General features: G+C 57.3%; 16 protein-coding genes. 8 read left to right on the forward strand and 8 right to left on the reverse strand.

Annotated features, from left to right (window positions below):
- Positions 1 to 45 precede the first annotated feature (45 nt).
- From gyrB to dnaA, 6 genes are all read right to left on the reverse strand, one after another.
- A complete protein-coding gene (gyrB, locus tag ACX80O_RS04850; RefSeq protein WP_459332724.1) occupies positions 46 to 2,115 on the reverse strand; it encodes a DNA topoisomerase (ATP-hydrolyzing) subunit B in 2,070 nt (689 codons plus the stop codon).
- A 291-nt stretch (positions 2,116 to 2,406) separates the two neighbouring features.
- A complete protein-coding gene (locus ACX80O_RS04855) occupies positions 2,407 to 2,982 on the reverse strand; it encodes a DciA family protein (RefSeq protein ID WP_459307476.1) in 576 nt (191 codons plus the stop codon).
- Positions 2,969 to 4,141, reverse strand: a complete 1,173-nt coding sequence (gene recF / locus ACX80O_RS04860) for a DNA replication/repair protein RecF (protein WP_459332725.1) — start codon at positions 4,139 to 4,141, stop codon at positions 2,969 to 2,971. The genes ACX80O_RS04855 and recF overlap by 14 nt, the downstream gene beginning before the upstream one ends.
- 10 nt (positions 4,142 to 4,151) lie before the next feature.
- Positions 4,152 to 5,045 (reverse strand): phosphogluconate dehydrogenase (NAD(+)-dependent, decarboxylating), encoded by an 894-nt coding sequence (gene gnd, locus ACX80O_RS04865; protein ID WP_459332726.1) that lies wholly within the window; start codon positions 5,043 to 5,045, stop codon positions 4,152 to 4,154.
- Positions 5,046 to 5,110: 65 nt separating this feature from the next.
- Positions 5,111 to 6,235, reverse strand: a complete 1,125-nt coding sequence (gene dnaN, locus ACX80O_RS04870) for a DNA polymerase III subunit beta (RefSeq protein ID WP_459332727.1) — start codon at positions 6,233 to 6,235, stop codon at positions 5,111 to 5,113.
- A gap of 450 nt (positions 6,236 to 6,685) precedes the next feature.
- On the reverse strand, positions 6,686 to 8,110 hold the full coding sequence (gene dnaA / locus ACX80O_RS04875) for a chromosomal replication initiator protein DnaA (RefSeq protein WP_459307622.1): 1,425 nt from the start codon (positions 8,108 to 8,110) through the stop codon (positions 6,686 to 6,688).
- A gap of 413 nt (positions 8,111 to 8,523) precedes the next feature.
- Between dnaA and rpmH the strand changes: the two genes are divergently transcribed.
- The 8 genes from rpmH to ACX80O_RS04915 all read left to right on the forward strand — a co-directional run bounded on the left by rpmH (position 8,524) and on the right by ACX80O_RS04915 (position 14,267).
- A complete protein-coding gene (gene rpmH / locus ACX80O_RS04880; protein ID WP_022892375.1) occupies positions 8,524 to 8,661 on the forward strand; it encodes a 50S ribosomal protein L34 in 138 nt (45 codons plus the stop codon).
- Positions 8,662 to 8,744: 83 nt separating this feature from the next.
- A complete protein-coding gene (gene rnpA, locus ACX80O_RS04885; protein ID WP_459307480.1) occupies positions 8,745 to 9,098 on the forward strand; it encodes a ribonuclease P protein component in 354 nt (117 codons plus the stop codon).
- Complete coding sequence (gene yidD / locus ACX80O_RS04890; protein ID WP_459307481.1) at positions 9,095 to 9,442, forward strand: membrane protein insertion efficiency factor YidD; 348 nt, start codon at positions 9,095 to 9,097, stop codon at positions 9,440 to 9,442. The genes rnpA and yidD overlap by 4 nt, the downstream gene beginning before the upstream one ends.
- 13 nt (positions 9,443 to 9,455) lie before the next feature.
- Positions 9,456 to 10,418 (forward strand): membrane protein insertase YidC, encoded by a 963-nt coding sequence (yidC, locus tag ACX80O_RS04895; RefSeq protein ID WP_459307482.1) that lies wholly within the window; start codon positions 9,456 to 9,458, stop codon positions 10,416 to 10,418.
- Entirely contained in the window at positions 10,415 to 10,972 is a 558-nt protein-coding gene (locus ACX80O_RS04900; protein WP_459307483.1) for a Jag family protein, read from the forward strand. Before yidC ends, ACX80O_RS04900 begins: the two co-directional genes overlap by 4 nt.
- Before the next feature lie 22 nt (positions 10,973 to 10,994).
- A complete protein-coding gene (gene rsmG, locus ACX80O_RS04905; RefSeq protein ID WP_459332728.1) occupies positions 10,995 to 11,627 on the forward strand; it encodes a 16S rRNA (guanine(527)-N(7))-methyltransferase RsmG in 633 nt (210 codons plus the stop codon).
- 260 nt (positions 11,628 to 11,887) lie between these two features.
- A complete protein-coding gene (locus tag ACX80O_RS04910) occupies positions 11,888 to 12,850 on the forward strand; it encodes a ParA family protein (protein WP_459307623.1) in 963 nt (320 codons plus the stop codon).
- 94 nt (positions 12,851 to 12,944) lie between these two features.
- Positions 12,945 to 14,267 carry a ParB/RepB/Spo0J family partition protein gene (locus ACX80O_RS04915; RefSeq protein ID WP_459332729.1) on the forward strand — a complete coding sequence of 441 codons (1,323 nt, stop codon included), beginning with the start codon at positions 12,945 to 12,947 and terminating at the stop codon, positions 14,265 to 14,267.
- A 1,577-nt stretch (positions 14,268 to 15,844) separates the two neighbouring features.
- Here ACX80O_RS04915 and trxA read toward each other — a convergent pair.
- Positions 15,845 to 16,168, reverse strand: a complete 324-nt coding sequence (gene trxA, locus ACX80O_RS04920; RefSeq protein ID WP_459307486.1) for a thioredoxin — start codon at positions 16,166 to 16,168, stop codon at positions 15,845 to 15,847.
- Entirely contained in the window at positions 16,165 to 17,235 is a 1,071-nt protein-coding gene (gene trxB, locus ACX80O_RS04925; RefSeq protein WP_459332730.1) for a thioredoxin-disulfide reductase, read from the reverse strand. The genes trxA and trxB overlap by 4 nt, the downstream gene beginning before the upstream one ends.
- Positions 17,236 to 17,314: the final 79 nt, after the last annotated feature.

Here is a 17,314-nt window from a genome sequence, read left to right on the forward strand (position 1 = left end):
AAGGCCGTTGGAGGTCGCTGTGACGTAATACGTCGCCCGTGCTCCCTAAATATCGAGGAATCTAACGTCCTTCGCGTTCTGCTGAATGAAGTTTCGACGGGACTCGACATCTTCACCCATCAAGACCGAGAAGGTCTGATCCGCTGCGGCCGCGTCGTCGACCGTAACCTGCAGCAGCGTGCGGTTATCGGGATCCATGGTGGTCTCCCAAAGTTCGGTGTAGTTCATCTCCCCGAGGCCCTTGTACCGCTGCACACCGTTGTCCTTGGGCAACCGCTGATTGTTGGCCAGCCCCATCTTGATGACTTCATCCCGTTCACGGTCGCTGAAGACATAAGAATGGGTGGCGTTGGACCACTTGATCCGGTAGAGGGGTGGCTGCGCCAGATAGACGTAGCCGTTTTCAATCAATGGCCTCATATAGCGGAACAAAAGGGTCAGGAGCAGCGTGGTGATGTGCTGGCCATCAACATCAGCATCAGCCATCAACACGATCTTGTGATACCTGGCCTTCGCGACGTCGAAGTCCTCGCCAATTCCGGCGCCGAACGCGGTAATCATGGCCTGCACTTCGCTGTTACCCAAGGCGCGATCGAGCCGCGCCCGTTCAACGTTCAGGATCTTGCCGCGCAGGGGAAGGATCGCCTGAGTGTCAGGGTTACGGCCTCGAACGGCCGAACCACCTGCTGAATCGCCCTCCACAATGTAAATTTCCGACTTCGAAGGATCCTTCGATTGGCAGTCCTTCAGCTTGCCGGGCATGCCCCCCGATTCGAGAAGGCCTTTGCGGCGAGTCGATTCGCGGGCCTTCCGCGCAGCGAGCCGCGCCTGCGCAGCCTGGATTGATTTGCGAATCACGTCCCGTGCCGGACCAGGATTGCGTTCCAGCCAGTCACCAAGCTGATCGGTGACCACCCGCTGAACAAAGCCCTTGGCTTCCGAGTTGCCCAGTTTGGTTTTCGTCTGGCCTTCAAACTGCGGTTCGGAAAGCTTCACAGAGACAACTGCCGTCAGGCCCTCGCGGATGTCATCGCCGGTGAGGTTTTCGTCTTTTTCCTTGATGATGTTTTTATCCCGCGCATAGCGGTTGATGAGGGATGTCATCGCCGCACGAAAACCCTCTTCGTGTGTACCGCCTTCATGGGTATTGATGGTGTTGGCGTAGGTATGAACACTTTCTGAATACGCACTGGTCCACTGCATGGCCACTTCAACGGCGATCTTGCGGTCGGTGTCTTCAGTTTCGAACCCGATGACGTCCTCGTGAATCACATCGACTCGCTTGGATGAGTTCAGGTGATTGACGTAGTCAAGCAACCCGTTCTCATACATGTAGTCCACCTGACGGTGCTTCGGAGCGTCCTCTTCCACAGCGCCGCCAGCTGAGGTCTCAGCGATCTCCTCGGTTTCCACCTCGGTGGCCCGCTCATCCACGAGGATGATGCGAAGCCCCTTGTTCAGGAAGGCCATTTGCTGGAACCGGGCACGGAGGGTTTCAAAATCGAACTCCACGGTCTCGAAAATCGTGGCGTCAGGATAGAACGTCTGGGTGGTCCCTGTTTCGGTGGTTTCGGCCCCCCGGCGTAGCTCACCAACCGGCTTACCTCCATCGGCGAAGGACTGATTCCAGACGTACCCTTGACGTTTCACTTCGGTTTCCACCCGCGACGACAGGGCGTTGACCACTGATATACCGACGCCGTGCAGGCCACCCGACACCGCGTAGCCACCCCCGCCGAACTTACCGCCGGCATGAAGGATTGTCATGACAACCTCAACCGTAGGCCGCCCCTCGGTGGGGTGCATGTCCACTGGGATTCCGCGTCCATTATCAATGACCCGGACGCCCCCGTCCGCCAGCAAGGTCACCCTGATGGTGTCGCAATGCCCAGCAAGCGCCTCATCGACCGAGTTGTCAACCACCTCATTAACCAGGTGATGGAGCCCGCGTGGGCCGGTCGAACCAATGTACATGCCCGGGCGTTTGCGAACCGCCTCAAGACCTTCCAGGACGCTAATGTCGCTCGCGTCGTATCCGGTGGTCCCATTTTGGGCTCCTGCAGCAGACTGCGGAGTGCCCTGGGTTTTGGCGTCCAGCTCATTGTCATTAGCCACAGGCGCTGTCGGCTCCTCAAAGGTAGGAATCTTTAGGTAATTAACTTCTCTGTCTAACGCCTACGGAGCAGGCAACAGGTCAAAGGCATCCCCTCGGGAATGCCCACTCCCCATTCTACCCTGCCCCCATGGCCAATTCGGCACTAAATAGCCCTCTACTGGCGAATAAAGCCGGTTAGGAGGCTCCCGGGGGAGGCCGCTAGGGACGGATACGTCCTGCGGGGAGTTCACAGCCCTACACGGCGTTTACCGAACTCGCAAGAGGCCGGTCCAATGCATCGGTACCGTGTCCTATCCGTAGGTGTCGCGGGGCCCCCTTCCCTTTACGGTCCGCCCCCCTTTGCGCCAGTTTGGGGAAGCCGGTCCAAGCACCGAAATACGGGTGACGACGCCGGAGCCTAGCTCCGTGTCGAACTTCTGAATCAACATCGGGCTGATCAACCTCAGCTGGGTAGCCCATGCTGTCGAATCACACCGGACCAGGACCGTATTGCCGTCGAAACTTTCCGGCCGGCAATGGACCGCAATTTCTTGTCCAACGAGTTCATCCCAGCGCGCCAGCACCGCTCCTACAGCTACCGGCGACTTCCAACCTCGTTCACTCAGTAACCTGTTGAACACATTTCCCACGCCTTCTGGATCGCGTCCGGAATACGTAATCGCCCCTGTTTGCCGGCGTTTAGGCACAACGACTGCTCGCTGGCTCGCGGGTAACCGGGTGTTTCCACGACTCTTGGAGGCATCCCGCACCCGGTTGAGCAGTGACTGTGGCGCATTCAATTGAATATCATTGACTACCGGTTGATCATTCTCATCCGACCCTGCGGGGGTGTCGCTGTCTTGTGCCGGTTCCCTAGGCACCGCCATGAACCAGTCCTCCCGGAACAACCTGGAATTGGCGTCCCGCAAGAGCCTCAGGAATGTCTGCACTAACTGCCGCTGTCACCAATACCTGTTCAGCCCCGCTCACAATTGCGGCGAGCTTCCTACGCCGGCTTGTATCAAGCTCAGCGAAAACATCATCAAGAATGAGTACCGGGCCAGCCCCGGGCGTCTGGTCGTCATCCATCAACAGGTAGTACGAGCCCAACCTCAACGCCAAGGCCAGGGACCAGGTTTCTCCATGGGAGGCGTACCCCTTGGCAATAGTTCCACCGAGGATCAATTCCACATCATCCCTGTGGGGCCCAACCAATGAAATCCCCCGGTCGAGCTCCCTCTTCCGTTGGGTAAGAAGTTCGGCGATGAACTTGTCCGTCAGGTCCTCCACTCCAAGCGAACCTAGGGATTTGTCTTCACCGGGCGCGCCGTCGGCTGCGGGACCCGACAGGGTGGAGCGATAGGTTGCTTCCGCAGTTTTTGATCCATCGGTCAACTGACGATATGCGCGTTCCAAATGTGGCTGTAGTTGTGCCAACAGCGCCAACCGCGCATGCAACAACCTGGCCCCCGTTTGAGCTAGATGCTGATCCCACACGTCGAGGGTGGCTTCATGGGAGGCGGAGAACTTTCCACTGTTCCGGGCAGACTTGAGGAGAGCATTCCGCTGCTTGAGCACCCGCTCGTAGTCGGCGTTCATCCCTGCCCGGTGCGGCAGCAATGTCACCATCAACTCGTCGACGAAACGACGTCGGTTCGAGGGATCCCCCTTGACCAGGGCGAGGTCCTCCGGTGCGAAGAGAACAGTCCGGAGTATTCCCGCTGCATCGCCGGCTCGCACCGGGTTGGCTCGATTTATTCTGGCCCGGTTCGCGCGGTCAGCATTGATTTCGACCTCGACGCTGGTAGTTTGGGTGCCGCGGACCAATCTTCCCCTGACCAGGGCGCGTTCGGCGCCGAATGCAATGAGTGGCTTATCCGTGCTGACCCGATGCGAGGACATCGAGGCAAGGTAACCGATAGACTCGACAATGTTGGTTTTGCCTACCCCATTGGGCCCTACAAAGACCGTGATTCCAGCCTCAAGCGGTACTTCGACCTGGCCATAACTACGGAAATCTGTCAGTGATAGATGCTGGACGTACACTGTGCTCCACTCACGCGGATTCCTTGGGGGCACGAACCGCGTGTCCACCAAACTGGTGGCGAAGCGCTGCAACCATCTTCATGGCTGGGGCATCGTCCCGCCGGGATGAGAACCGGGCAAACAGCGCAGCCGTGATCGCGGGTACCGGAATCTCGCTGGCGATGGCTTCCTCGACAGTCCACCGTCCCTCACCTGAGTCCTCAACATATCCTGCAGTCCTGGTCAACGCTGGGTCGTCTTCGAGGGCCTTAACCAGAAGATCAAGCAACCAGGACCGGACAACTGTTCCATGCTGCCAGGCCTGGAAAGTGCCATGGACATCTTTGATGATGTCCTTTGCTGCCAACAACTCATATCCTTCAGCATAGGACTGCATCAACCCATATTCGATGCCATTATGGACCATCTTGGCGTAGTGGCCCGCTCCTACATTCCCGACATGGACGAAGCTCTCCTCGCGGGGCCCCTCTGGCCGAAGCGCATCAAAGACAGGGAGGACACGTTGCACGTCGGTGGGAGTGCCACCCGCCATCAGGCCATAGCCGTTTTCAAGGCCCCACACGCCTCCAGAAACACCACAATCGACAAAAGCGATGCCCCGCGCGGCGAGCAGTTCAGCGTTCCTTTGGTCGTCGGTGAACCGCGAATTTCCGCCGTCGATGATCAGGTCACCATCATCCAAGCGTGCAGCAAGGTCCTGAACAACAGATTCGGTAGCCGCTCCGGCTGGCACCATCATCCAGATCACTCGCGGAGTCTGGAGCGAAGCGACCAACAGGTCGAGTGAAACGACGTCAGTGATAGCTGGATTCCGGTCAAACCCGGTGACAGCTATCCCTCCCCGACGGAGCCGCTCCCGCATGTTGAAGCCCATTTTGCCAAGTCCGACGAGGCCAATGTGCATTGCTACTTCTCTTCCTGTGGGCAGTGACCGGGATCCGACCAATATGGTCAGGTGGTCAACGTTGCTTACTGGTTAGCCATTCGAACTGGCATCAGCAAGTAGCGGTAATCGGTGCGATCCTCGCCGGTTGCGTTTTCCTGGGCGGAAATCACTACCGGCTTCGGAGGCGTGGTGAAAGAAAAACGAACGAACTTGCTACTGAAGGCGCCGAGGCCCTCGCTCAGGTAGTGGGGGTTGAAGGCAACGGTGATGTCATCTCCATCGAGAGTGGCTTCAATTGCCTCGGACGCCTGGGCGTCTTCGCCTGTGCCGGCATCAAGAGTGACCTGCCCCGCGCTAAAGGCCATCCGAACGGCAGTATTGCGTTCCGCTACAAGTGACACTCGGCGGACAGCTTCAACCAGCACACTGGTTTCAACTGTTGCGTGGATGGGAGTGCTTTCCGGAAACAAGGCACGGATCTTTGGGTAGTCGCCGTCAACGAGCAGCGACGTGGTGCGGCGTCCGCCACTTTCGAACCCGATCAGTTCCCTGTCACCCGACAGGGCAATACTGAGATCTCCTGAGCTACCTAGGGTTTTTGCTACTTCGTTGAGGGTTTTCGCTTTGACAAGGGCGCTAGTTGAGATTCCCGGTGTCCTGGGCTTCCAGGTGACTTCCCGCAGGGCCAGCCGGTATCGGTCGGTTGCGAGAAGAGTAATAAGATCGTCCTCGATCTCCATTCGAACCCCGGTAAGAATAGGAAGGGTATCGTCGCGACTCGCTGCGATGATTACCTGTGAGACAGCCTGAGCGAATGCATCTCCGTCAACGACGCCACTGATTTCTGGCGGTGTGGGAAGCTCGGGGTATTCGCCTTCCGGCATGGTCGCGAGGTTGAAACGGCTGTTGCGGCAGGTCAGCGTTACTTTGGTTCCTTCCGTCTCTACCTCAACGGGAGCAGACGGCAAGCTACGGCAAATGTCAGCCAGCAGCCTCCCGGACACGAGAATAGTCCCTTCTTCAGCGATATCGGCAGGGATCTCGAGGCGAGCAGAAATTTCGTAGTCGAAGCTGGCAAGGCTGAGGGTTCCACCAGCTGCTTTGATCAACAGGCCGGAAAGCACAGGGACCGGTGGGCGGGGGGACAGCGAACGTGCTGTCCAGGTAACAGCCTCAGCCAGAACATCCCGCTCAACTCTGAATTTCACTGAAGGGTGCCGCCTTTCTCAACATCATTCTTGGGAAGTTTACTGGCCAGCGGGAAGGGGCTCTGCCGCAGGGCAAGGAACAACAGTACTTACAGAAAGCTTAGCCTGACTGTCGAGGGACGCCTTGCCTCTGCTCTTAGAGGCAGCGGGTGATGATGTGGCGGTGGAACCTGATGGGAAAATGTTATGTGGAAGAACTCTTGGATTTAAGGTTCGTAGTGGTAGTAACGCCTGTTGAAACTGTGGATAACTGAAGTACAGCTAGTCGTAGAGGGCCACAGCCTGTTGAGAAGGTGTGAATAGTAGCCCGCCGAACACAGGGTGAGGTGTGGGCGAATCCCTTGATTTTGAGCCGATCCACAGTCCTGGCGAAGTTGTCCTCAGCAAAGGACGTGTTGTTCGACCAGTTATCCACAGAAATATCCACACCTGTTAATACTTCAGCTGTAGTTAGGCGTCTTTACGGCGATGTTTGATCCGGTTGGTGAGTTCTGTGACCTGATTGAAGATGGCTCGACGCTCCGCCATCAACTCACGGATCTTCCGATCGGCGTGAATAACAGTGGTGTGGTCCCGACCGCCAAGTTCCTGTCCGATTTTCGGCAGCGACATATCCGTCAGCTCTCGGCAAAGATACATGGCGATTTGCCGTGCTGTGACCAATGTTCGTGTACGTGACTTGCTGCAGAGCTCTTCCATGCTGATCTGGAAGTAGTCGGCGGTCTGAGCCATAATGACGGCCGAGGTGATTTCCTGAGCGCCGTCGTCGGTAATGAGGTCCTTGAGAACCACCTCGGCGAGCGTTACGTCGACGGGCTGGCGATTGAGGCTGGCGAAAGCGGTAACCCGGATGAGGGCACCCTCGAGCTCCCTGATGTTGGTTGAAATTTTCGAGGCGATGTACTCGAGGACGTCATCGGGCGCACTCATCCCTTCGCTGATGGCCTTCTTCCGGAGAATAGCTATCCGGGTCTCCAGCTCGGGGGGCTGGATATCGGTGAGAAGACCCCACTCGAACCGAGATCTCATCCGCTCCTCGAACCCCGAAAGTTGTTTTGGGGGTAGGTCTGAGGTGATGACTACTTGCTTGTTGTGGTTGTGAAGGGCATTGAATGTGTGGAAAAACTCTTCCTGGGTCCGGTCTTTTCCCGAGAGGAATTGGATATCGTCAATGAGAAGTATGTCGACATTTCGATATGTCTGCTTGAAGCTTGTACCCTCGTCGTCCCTGATCGAGTTAATGAAGTCGTTGGTGAACTCCTCAGAATTCACATATCGAACCCGGATGCCGGTGTAAAGGTGGCGGGCATAGTGGCCGATGGCATGGAGGAGGTGAGTCTTACCAAGCCCGGAATCCCCATAGATGAATAGAGGGTTGTAGGCCTTTGCCGGAGCTTCGGCAACAGCAACCGCCGCCGCGTGGGCGAAACGATTGGAAGATCCAATCACGAAGGTATCGAAAACATACTTAGGATTGAGGCGACCAAATTCATGGGAGTTACTAGGGAGTGTGGGAGCGGGTTTGATTTCTTCACGCGCCGGCTCCGTAGTGTGGACAGGTTCGGTCTCTTCCACCTCCACCGGAGTCAACTCCGGGTCGATGACAAAAGCGCACTGCAAATCCTCGCGAAACACGGCCCGGAGGGCTTCATCCAGGGCGGCCTTAAGGTGCGTCTGAAGAACCTCGCGAGTGAGTTCGTTGGGAACGGCGACCAGAAGGGTTGTGCCGATAAGCCCCTGCGCCTGAGCCAGCACAACGAAGCCTCGCTGTCGAGGTGTCACCCTTTCATCGTGTTCGAGGGTGCGAATGACCTTGCGCCAGGAACTCCCTACATCATTTATCTCGTCCGGGCCCACAAAATACCTCTTCACCATGTCCATTGAAAATGGCCATCATCCACAGAGTTATGCACAGCTAGTGGATAAATGACCCTTGGGCAAGACTAGAGGAAGGGTAGTACAGAAGATAGCTGGCCTCCGCGGCCGTCCAGTCTGCCAACGATCGTCAGCGGAGGACTTTTAGGGCAACAGAATTTCGAGTTGTCCACAGAGTAGCCGTTCAAAGCGTTGTGGCACGTTGGTCGCTCGGTTTGACTGGCATGGGACCGGTCGCCTAACGTTATGTAGTCCTATATGTCTGCATCCTGCATGCCTGCACATCAGTTTTAGTTGATGAAATGTGCCGGTCTCTGCTCCATCCGCAGCCATCAACGTCGAATCGTCAGTCTGTTCTTCCCCCTTGTAGCAACAGACCGGACGCATCCTAAGATTGTCTTGGAGTAAATACAGTGAGCAAGCGGACCTTTCAGCCGAATAACCGCCGCCGGGCTAAGAAGCACGGTTTTCGCCTTCGGATGCGCACACGCGCTGGCCGAGCTATCCTCTCAGCACGCCGCGGCAAAGGCCGCACCGAGCTGTCGGCCTAAATAGGCCAAGCTAGTTTGACGAAGCCTCGGGCCAGTCTGGTGGCACACGATGCCAAAGCACCCCGATCGTCCAGGGCATCCTAGTGTTGTCCCGCATTAATAGGGTCCGAGTCGCTTCAGATTTCACCCATACCGTACGTTCCGGCTCCCGTTCTGGGCGCCGGAACTTGGTGTTGTATATGGCGCCTATTCCCGGGGAGGATCCGAGCAGGTTCGGGTTCATCGTCTCCAAGGGCGTAGGGAACGCCGTGACACGAAACCTCGTTAAGAGGAGACTTAGACAAATGGCTTCGTCAGCCTTATCCCGGCATCCCAGTGGACTGGCCGTGGTGGTGCGGGCGCTGCCGCCTGCCGCTGACGCAACCTGGAGTCAGCTTGCTAGCGACTTCGACCGGGCCTTCGACTCGGTATCCAGTAGGAAGAGAGGCAGCACATGACGACCGCTGCCCCACGTGTGTCGGCGCTGCGTGAACTGCCAGCCAACTGCATGATTGCAGTGCTGAAGTCTTATCGGGTAGTGATTTCCCCTCTTTATGGCCAGGTATGCAGGTTTTTCCCTTCCTGCTCGGCGTATGCGCTGGAAGCCGTAACAATCCACGGTGCCTTCAAAGGCAGTGCTCTTGCGGTTTGGCGGGTTTGTCGATGCCATCCGTGGAATGACGGTGGGGTGGACCACGTGCCCGCAGGTGGTCGGTCTTTTGCCGTTGGAAAAATACCCAAAATTGTTGTGCTGAATCATCCTGTGATTCCTGCTGATGACGAGAGCCGCTCGGCGGCCTGAGGAGCAAATAGCTATGGACTTCTTCAATACCATCCTCTTCCCGTTCCAGTGGCTGGTGTCATGGATCATGACGTTCTTCCACGACGGGTTTACTTTTCTGGGGATGGATGCGGCGTCCGGCTGGACGTGGACGTTGTCCATCGTGGGACTCGTCGTTGTCATCCGCGCAGCGCTTATTCCGGTCTTCGTCAAGCAGATCAAGGCGCAGCGCGGCATGCAGGCGTTGCAGCCGGATCTGAGGAAGTTGCAGAAGAAGTACAAGGGCAAAACGGACCAACTGTCCCGTCAAGCCATGACCCAGGAACAGATGGCGCTGTACAAGAAGCACGGCACCAATCCGTTTGCTGCCTGCCTGCCCATACTGATCCAAATGCCGTTCTTTTTCGCGCTTTTTACTGTACTCAACGGAGTATCGAGCGCTTCCGAAACCGGTGAAACCATCGGGGAGATGACGGCGCAGGAGGTGCGTCAGTTCGACGACGCCACGATCTTTGGCGCTCCGCTATCCTCGACCTTTCTCGGAAGTTTCGGCGACAACGCCAACCTCAGCGTCATCATCCTGTCGGTGATCATGATCCTGGCCATGACAGCTTCGCAGTTCATTACCCAGAAGCAGATTATGGCCAAGAACATGTCCGAAGAAGCCATGCAAAGCCCCTTCATGCGGCAGCAGAAATTGATGCTCTACATCCTCCCGCTGGTCTTCGGTATTGGTGGAATCAACTTTCCTATCGGTGTACTGATCTATTGGACTACAACAAATATCTGGACGATGGCACAGCAGTTCTACGTCATCCGCCGGATGCCTACCCCGGGGTCCCCTGCGGCCAAGGCCTTGGCCGAAAGACGTGCCAAAAAGGGACTTCCGATGATGCCGCTGCTTGGGGAGAGGAAGGCCGATCCCGTTGCGGAAGAGGTCGCCGAGACCAAGGGCCAGCGCATTCAGCCACAGCGCAAGAACAGGAAGCGGAAATGACAGTCGAGAATGTTCCCGGGACAACCCCCAAAGAAGTGGTCGACACTGATGAAACGGGAACGGACTCTCAAGCTACGATCAGCCGGCTGGAGGATGAGGGCGACGTGGCAGCCGATTATCTTGAGGAACTCCTGGACATTGCCGATATCGACGGTGACATCGACATCGAGGTGAGGAACGGGCGTACCTATATCTCGATCGTCTCTGAAGACCCTCCCAGTGGTTCACTGAGTGGGCTGGTGGGCAGAGATGGGGAGGTACTTGAGGCGCTGCAGGAGCTCGCCCGATTGTCCGTGCTGACGTCGACGGACAATCGTTCACGGCTGGTTCTCGACATCGACGGTTTCCGGGAGGTGCGGGGTAAGGAACTCCGCGGGATCGCTCTCGAGGCAGTCAATAAGGTCAAGGAGTCGGGCGACGACGTAGCCCTGGAACCAATGTCGGCGTACGAGCGCAAGATTGTGCACGACGTTGTGGCCGAGGCCGGATCGATTAGCGAGTCGGAGGGCGAGGGCTCCGATCGGCACATCGTCGTCTCGCCCGCTGACTCCTAGCCCCCCAAGATAGGGCTAACATATGGTGGACATGACTGAAGCGGAGTTCAGCGCCGCGCAGACAATTTTTGGTGACCGGCTAGGTCTCGCCGAACGGTTCGTGGAACATCTCGCAACAACCGGAATTGAACGGGGTTTACTCGGGCCGCGAGAGGTCCCCCGGCTGTGGAGCCGTCACGTGCTCAACTGCGCGGTCATCGCTGAACTGTTTCCCGCCGGGGTGTCAGTGGCGGACGTCGGAAGCGGCGCAGGCCTGCCGGGCATCGCCTTGGCGGTTGCTCGGCCCGATCTTACCTTCACGCTGATCGAACCCCTCGAACGACGCGTGACATGGTTGCACGAAGTGGTTGAGGATCTCGACCTCGGAAATGTCGCGGTATTCCGTGGACGCGCGGAGGACGCCGTGGGTAAGGTGACCCCGACCGTGGTCACTGCTCGGGCTGTATCAGCGTTGGGGGGGCTTGCGGAGATGACTATACCTATTCTTGCCGGAAGCGGCCAGGTTCTGGCGATCAAGGGACAGAGTGCCGCGGAGGAAGTCAGCAGGGCCGCGAAACTTATCCGCAAGCTGGGCGGACGACAAACTGTAGTACTTCAGGTCGGGGATGGACTTCTGGAACAGCCAACAACTGTTGTGCGCATCATTGTCGGATAGTAGCGGGGAGGCTTCTCGAATCTTCCTCCGAACCGTCTGTTTCACGGCCGGTTCGTCGGGGGCACAGGCTAGTCTAGAAGGAGGACCGGCCCCGGTATGTTGAAAGCGAGTAATCCCGCGTGACCACGAAAGACAGTGCAAAGCGGAATCAGTCGTTGATGTCCGCAGGATCTTCCCTCGCAGTGACCCTCGGGGAAATTCAACCAGAAGTGTTTGCTGATCCCGCCAATATGGGCATTGTTTCACGTGAAACAACATTCATGATCACTAGTCCCCAACCGACGGCACCAGCTTCTGCCCCGTTGAACACCACTAGCGCAGCACCAAGGAATGTCATGGATGCGATGGACGACAGCACACCGCTTGCCCGCGAGCTTGCCAGCGAGAACCGGCGCCGGGAAAAGCTGAGTAGTCGGAGACTTCCTCGACCAGAGAGTACTCGTGTACTCACGGTCAGCAATCAGAAGGGCGGGGTTGGAAAGACCACTACGACCGTGAATATTGCGGCGGCCCTCGCAGCGGCCGGACTCAAGGTCCTGGTGATCGATATTGATCCGCAGGGAAACGCATCGACAGCCCTTGGTGTGCCTCATCATGCGGAGGTTGACAGTATCTACGACGTCCTAATCGATGATCTGCCGTTGGGCACCGTTGTAGTCGCTTGCTCCGACGTACCAAATCTTCTGTGCGCACCAGCGACAATTCACTTGGCTGGGGCTGAAATTGAATTGGTCTCTCTTGTCGCTCGGGAGCAGCGACTGCGCCGGGCGATTGATCTGTATGCACAGGATCGGTCCAAACAGGGCGAGGAACGATTGGACTATATCTTTATTGACTGTCCCCCCAGCCTTGGTCTCCTGACTGTCAACGCGTTTGTTGCAGCCAAAGAGGTCCTGATTCCCATCCAGTGCGAATACTATGCACTGGAAGGCTTGAGCCAGCTGTTGAAGAATATAGAGATGATTCAAAAGCATCTCAATGCTGACTTGGTGGTATCCACCATCCTCCTTACCATGTACGACGGTAGGACGAACCTTGCCGCTCAGGTTGCAGCGGAAGTACGCGAACACTTTCCGAAGCAGGTTTTGAAGGCGGTTGTCCCTCGGTCGGTGAGAATCTCAGAGGCTCCCAGTTACCAACAGACTGTGATGACGTACGATCCTTCGTCCAGTGGCGCGTTGTCCTATCTTGAAGCTGCCTCCGAGATTGCCGAACGCAGTTAGCCTGCCTCGACTCCATTGATCCCGATCCGCAGTAGGGTGGGACTTAGCTATTCACACGATGCAGATTGTTTCTGCACTCCTGAAGGGACCTGTCATGGCCGAAAAGCGACGCGGATTGGGACGTGGGCTAGGTGCTCTCATCCCAAGCGCACCTGTGGAGACTCCGGATCCAGTCAGAGAGACGGTAACGCCGAGGAGCGGCCGCCCTGCCGACCTTTTCTTTCCCGCCGCTCCGGAACGCCCGGTGAGCGAGGGCGGTACCATTGACGACTCGCCGCGGTCCACCCGGAATGCTTCGGTAATCAACAAAGACGCCCTCAAAGCCCCGACCAGGGCCCCCAAACGCGCCGGACAACGGAAGTCAGGCGGCAGTCCCGCAGTGCCTGCAGCGTCCCCAGGGTCCGATGCGGCCGCGGCGAACGCACCCACGGGTGGCGGGGCTCCCCCGTCGATCGAGGTCGAATCTCAGTTCGCGCGCGCTCCTGAAGAATTCGGTGTGTCCTTAGTCAGTCGTGATGTGGTGACGGCAGAGATAGAGGAGTTGGAAGACGTTTCACGTGAAACGACGCATTCCGATGCTGAACTGGACCTCGTGGCGGTGCCTGGGGCAACCTTCGCGGAGATCCCGGTTGGGTTGATCCACGCTAACCGCAAGCAACCCCGTAGTGTTTTTGACGATGAGGAGATGGCGGAACTCGTCAATTCGATTCGTGAGATAGGTGTCCTGCAGCCTATCGTGGTGCGCCCTTCTGTAGAAGGCGGCGACCAGCCCTACGAGTTGGTGATGGGCGAGCGACGTTGGCGTGCCTCGCGGGAAGCCGGCCTGGCTGCGGTACCGGCAATTATCCGATCGACGTCTGACGACGATCTTCTCAGGGATGCTCTCCTGGAGAACCTGCACCGTAGTCAGCTCAATCCGCTTGAAGAAGCAGCAGCATATCAGCAGTTGCTTGATGATTTTGGCTGCTCCCATGACGAGCTGGCTGAGCGCATTGGACGTTCGCGCCCCCAGATCTCCAATACGCTTCGGCTAATGAAGCTCCCTCCGCTGGTACAAAGAAGGCTCGCGGCAGGGATCCTTTCGGCCGGACACGCCCGCGCCCTCCTCGGATTGAGTGATCAGGTTGAGATGGAGAAACTCGCTCAGAAGATTGTTGCTGAAGGCCTCTCGGTGAGGACAACGGAGGAGCTGGTGTCGATGAGTGACGGGCTCAGGCGACCTGTGAAACCCACCAGCCCTCGCGCAGGCGCCCGACATGAGCGGCTCGATTATCTAGCAACCTCTCTTTCCGATCGACTGGACACCAGCGTGAAAATCACCCTGGGAGCTCGGAAGGGAAAAGTAAGCATTGAGTTCGCCAGCGTGGATGATCTTAACCGAATTATGGGGGTTTTGGGAGCGTCGCAACCCACGTAAGCACGCCTGGTTCGCCTTGGCTTCATGCTACATCTGCTGTTTCACGTGAAACAGTTGGGATTGATGACCAGCCCGCGGAACTGTAGTTCGGTTGGTCCAATCAGGGTATGTAGCATGATGCGACGGACTTTCGGTAGCTTGCCTGCCGCGCTCGATCGGCCTCAGGCAAGGCGGCATGCCGTCGGGACTATCTCATGGGCCGCCCCATACGTCCCGGGTTCGAATCTGATGTTCCGCGTGGAACTCGAAGTCCCCTGAGCAGGTTCCGGGCCTTGCAGGGCGTATCTGGGGCGGACTTCGGGGTCTTTTCCTCGTGCGGTGCAGCCCCTTGCCCGGAGCGACTGGGCGCCTTAGTCCGCTTTTGTTCTATGAGGATCCGGCATGAGTAGTCGTGACCAGATTGGCTCGATTACTCACCCGATTACACCGCCGAGCTACTTCGCCTAATCTGTAGTCCCTCGGGGGCTTGTTTCACGTGAAACAATCATGCAGATGAAGCTTTCACGAAGTAGACTTTTATCGACCCCGCCTACCCGATGGCGATACGTGTCAAGCAGAGTTCACGGCGGGGTTGAGGACAGCGGGGTCAAATGGGAGTCACGGATCGCCGACAGCATGGACCAGAGATGCGACCGCTATTCATGATTGTAGTGTCACCGAGGTAGTGAGCGATCGTAACCAGGTCAGGATGGTTCACGTCGAAGGCCAGCGGCCGAACATATTCCATCGGTGGCGGGCGGTTGTCGATTGCGTGACAGTGCACCGGAACACACTGCGCGGAATCGGACACTGAGCGAACCATGGCATCCACAAGCGGCTTTGGGTTGCAAGTATGCGTTGCCGTGATCGCTGGCGCTACTGTTCCGAATGAGCCTCCGTCGACGCCGGCCTTCGGGTAGCCTCAGGCGACCCCGGACAGCATCGCTTGCTCGTTTCACGTGAAACACCTGGATCCGGATAGTAGACGTGGCAGATCCATCGGGGATGTACAGCGTATCCTCCAGTCATAATATTCGGGCCTTGGGTGGTCGGTCATGGTCACGGTCAGTCAGTCACGGCCAAATCCATGACGTAGAGAAGACCTGTCGACCTGTGGCCCCTCCTCCTCCGCCCGGATTCTGAGTTCACTTTGGGGTCCTATTGGGGTTAGAGCGGACCCCAGCGCCGCCAGTGTTTCACGTGAAACCAATCTTTTCGGTCAATCACAGGGGCGGCCGCCTGATGTTGGCAAACGGGTGGAGGGAACGAGCCGAACCAATAGCTGGGGATCACCTGAGTGCGCTGCCGGTAGCGGGCTCACTAACGCGCCCAGACTCTGGAGGTGACCCGTGTGTGGCCATTCGATTGACAAGGCTCACAGGTCAGATGACAGGCAACCGATACTGAGCTGAGATGCGGGTACACCAGAGGGCTGGATGGTCGTTTAGGTCTGCCTCGGCTGGTAGATCTGCCCGAATGTTTCCTCGGCGGCCATAATTCATCTGAAGCGGGTGCTAAAACGAGAATAGCCACCGCCCCGTTGAAAGGGGCAGTGGCTACTCGAAGATCCAAATAGCTGATCCAGAAGGACCTCTGGGTTACTTCAGAAAATCAGCGAATTCTTCTTCGATGACCTGCTTAGGCTTCGCGCCGATTGACTGCGCAGCGACGACGCCATCTTTGAAAACGTACACGGCAGGGATGGACGTGATGCCATACTTGGCGGCGGTCGCGGGGTTGTCGTCAACGTTGAGTTTCACAACATCAACCTTTTCGGAATGCTCTCCGGCGATCTCATCGAGAATTGGCGATAGTTTCCGGCAAGGCCCACACCATTCTGCCCAGAAGTCTACGAGTACCGGCTTGCTGGCTTGCAGCACGTCGACGTCGAATGAGGCATCAGTAACTTCTCTAGCGGTCATAGTGGTTCTCCTAGGTTGGGGCTGAGTACGCGAGCTTCTTCAGAGACTTTTTCGGCAGGTGGGGTAGGGACTGCAGCAGCGGTGTCGACCGAATCGCCAAGGTCGGCAAGATAGTGTTCGACGTCGAGTGCGGCGACACAGCCGGAGCCCGACGCCGTGATGGCCTGGCGATAGGTGGGATCGATAACATCGCCGGCAGCGAAGACGCCAGGCATCGAGGTCTTTGACGTACGTCCCTGAACGGCGATGGTGCCCTCGGACGTTAATTCGAGCAGATCCTTGACGAGCTCGACCCGGGGATCATTACCTATAGCAACGAACACTCCGGTCACTGCGAGTTGCTGGGTGGAGTCGTCAACAGTGCTTCCAAGCCGTAGACCGGTCACCTTAGCCTCACCGTCGATTCCGATGACTTCCGAATTCCAGATAAAACGGATCTTCTCGTGATTGAGCGCCCGATCCTGCATGATTTTGGAAGCGCGAAGGGACTCACGGCGGTGCACTACTGTGACGGTCCGTGCAAACTTCGTCAGGAAGAGTGCTTCCTCCATTGCCGAGTCGCCCCCTCCAATAACGGCAATGTCCTGGTCCTTGAAAAAGAATCCGTCACAGGTGGCACACCAGCTGACGCCGTGACCGGATAGGCGCTTCTCGTCATCGAGCCCCAGCTCGCGGTATTCAGATCCGGTGGAGATAATGACGGATCGGGACAGGTAGGTTTCACCGGTCCCGATGGTGACCTTCTTTACCAGCCCACTCAATTCGAGCGATGTGACATCCTCGAACAGGATTTCGGTGCCAAAGCGGACGGCCTGTTTCTCAAATTGTTCCATTAGGTCTGGACCCATGACCCCGTCAGGGAAGCCAGGGTAATTTTCGACATCGGTGGTGTTCATCAATTCACCGCCAGCCTTGACCGAACTGGCAATCATCAACGGAGCCAAGTTGGCACGCGCGGTGTACACAGCTGCTGTGTACCCGGCTGGGCCTGAGCCCACGATGATCACATCGTGGATCTTCTGTGTATCGTTGCTGGTTGTTCCGGATGTGCCGGTTTCTATACTCACGGGTTTGGTGAACCTTCCTTTGTTGACACCACAACAGTAGCCTTGGGGCTCGATGGAGCGACTACTGATAAGAACCGCT

It is taken from the genome of Arthrobacter glycogeni (genome assembly GCF_054511155.1).